The organism is Niallia yueguangensis (assembly GCF_052663115.1).
This window is the reverse complement of sequence record NZ_JBQTCX010000047.1, coordinates 1-2,924: the sequence shown is the minus strand read 5'-3', so window position 1 is coordinate 2,924 and position 2,924 is coordinate 1. Positions and strand designations below refer to the sequence as shown.

Here is a 2,924-nt window from a genome sequence, read left to right as displayed (position 1 = left end):
TTTAGTTAAGTCCTCGATCTATTAGTATTTGTCAGCTCCACGTGTCGCCACGCTTCCACCTCAAACCTATCAACCTGATCATCTTTCAGGGATCTTACTAGCTAATGCTATGGGAAATCTCATCTCGAGGGGGGCTTCATGCTTAGATGCTTTCAGCACTTATCCCTTCCGCACATAGCTACCCAGCTATGCCTTTGGCAAGACAACTGGTACACCAGCGGTGCGTCCATCCCGGTCCTCTCGTACTAAGGACAGCTCCTCTCAAATTTCCTACGCCCACGACGGATAGGGACCGAACTGTCTCACGACGTTCTGAACCCAGCTCGCGTACCGCTTTAATGGGCGAACAGCCCAACCCTTGGGACCGACTACAGCCCCAGGATGCGATGAGCCGACATCGAGGTGCCAAACCTCCCCGTCGATGTGGACTCTTGGGGGAGATAAGCCTGTTATCCCCGGGGTAGCTTTTATCCGTTGAGCGATGGCCCTTCCATGCGGAACCACCGGATCACTAAGCCCGACTTTCGTCCCTGCTCGACTTGTAGGTCTCGCAGTCAAGCTCCCTTGTGCCTTTACACTCTACGAATGATTTCCAACCATTCTGAGGGAACCTTTGGGCGCCTCCGTTACTTTTTAGGAGGCGACCGCCCCAGTCAAACTGCCCACCTGACACTGTCTCCCGCCCCGATAAGGGGCGCGGGTTAGAATGTCAATACAGCCAGGGTAGTATCCCACCAATGCCTCCACCGAAGCTAGCGCTCCGGCTTCCAAGGCTCCTACCTATCCTGTACAAGCTGTACCAAAATTCAATATCAGGCTACAGTAAAGCTCCACGGGGTCTTTCCGTCCTGTCGCGGGTAACCTGCATCTTCACAGGTACTATAATTTCACCGAGTCTCTCGTTGAGACAGTGCCCAGATCGTTACACCTTTCGTGCGGGTCGGAACTTACCCGACAAGGAATTTCGCTACCTTAGGACCGTTATAGTTACGGCCGCCGTTTACTGGGGCTTCAATTCAGAGCTTCGCATTGCTGCTAACCCCTCCTCTTAACCTTCCAGCACCGGGCAGGTGTCAGCCCCTATACTTCGCCTTACGGCTTCGCAGAGACCTGTGTTTTTGCTAAACAGTCGCCTGGGCCTATTCACTGCGGCTCTTCTAGGCTATTCACCCAAAAGAGCACCCCTTCTCCCGAAGTTACGGGGTCATTTTGCCGAGTTCCTTAACGAGAGTTCTCTCGCTCACCTTAGGATTCTCTCCTCGCCTACCTGTGTCGGTTTGCGGTACGGGCACCTTGAACCTCGCTAGAGGCTTTTCTTGGCAGTGTGGAATCAGGAACTTCGGTACTATATTTCCCTCGCCGTCACAGCTCCGCCTTATGGCAACGGGATTTGCCTCGTTGCCGGCCTAACTGCTTGGACGTGCTAATCCAACAGCACGCTTACCCTATCCTCCTGCGTCCCCCCATTACTCAAACGGTTCATAAGGTGGTACAGGAATATCAACCTGTTGTCCATCGCCTACGCTCTTCAGCCTCGGCTTAGGTCCCGACTAACCCTGAGTGGACGAGCCTTCCTCAGGAAACCTTAGGCATTCGGTGGATGAGATTCTCACTCATCTTTCGCTACTCATACCGGCATTCTCACTTCTAAGCGCTCCACCAGTCCTTACGGTCTAGCTTCAACGCCCTTAGAACGCTCTCCTACCACTGACATCTACGATGTCAATCCACAGCTTCGGTGATACGTTTAGCCCCGGTACATTTTCGGCGCAGAGTCACTCGACCAGTGAGCTATTACGCACTCTTTAAATGGTGGCTGCTTCTAAGCCAACATCCTGGTTGTCTAAGCAACTCCACATCCTTTTCCACTTAACGTATACTTTGGGACCTTAGCTGGTGGTCTGGGCTGTTTCCCTCTTGACTACGGATCTTATCACTCGCAGTCTGACTCCCAAGCATAAGTATTTGGCATTCGGAGTTTGTCTGAATTCGGTAACCCGATGGGGGCCCCTAGTCCAAACAGTGCTCTACCTCCAATACTCTTTATCTTGAGGCTAGCCCTAAAGCTATTTCGGAGAGAACCAGCTATCTCCAAGTTCGATTGGAATTTCTCCGCTACCCACACCTCATCCCCGCACTTTTCAACGTGCGTGGGTTCGGGCCTCCATCCAGTGTTACCTGGACTTCACCCTGGACATGGGTAGATCACCTGGTTTCGGGTCTACGACCACATACTATTACGCCCTATTCAGACTCGCTTTCGCTGCGGCTCCGTCTCTTCAACTTAACCTCGCATGTAATCGTAACTCGCCGGTTCATTCTACAAAAGGCACGCTATCACCCATAAAAGGGCTCTAACTACTTGTAGGCACACGGTTTCAGGATCTATTTCACTCCCCTTCCGGGGTGCTTTTCACCTTTCCCTCACGGTACTGGTTCACTATCGGTCACTAGGGAGTATTTAGCCTTGGGAGATGGTCCTCCCTGCTTCCGACGGGATTTCACGTGTCCCGCCGTACTCAGGATCCACTCAGGAGGGAACGAAGTTTCAACTACAGGGTTTTTACCTTCTATGACTGGCCTTTCCAGACCTATTCGTCTACCCCGTTCCTTTGTAACTCCATGTAGAGTGTCCTACAACCCCAAGAGGCAAGCCTCTTGGTTTGGGCTAATCCCGTTTCGCTCGCCGCTACTCAGGGAATCGCGTTTGCTTTCTCTTCCTCCGGGTACTTAGATGTTTCAGTTCCCCGGGTCTGCCTTCAGTACCCTATGTATTCAGGTAAAGATTCTATCCCATTACGGATAGAGGGTTCCCCCATTCGGAAATCTCCGGATCAAAGCTTACTTACAGCTCCCCGAAGCATATCGGTGTTAGTCCCGTCCTTCATCGGCTCCTAGTGCCAAGGCATCCACCGTGCGCCCTT

The 2,924-nt window shown here is 52.3% G+C and carries 1 rRNA gene; it reads right to left on the bottom strand.

The window, feature by feature from the left end:
• Position 1 precedes the first annotated feature (1 nt).
• Positions 2 to 2,924: ribosomal RNA gene (locus tag ACTYA4_RS22000) — 23S ribosomal RNA — on the bottom strand; the annotation flags it as partial.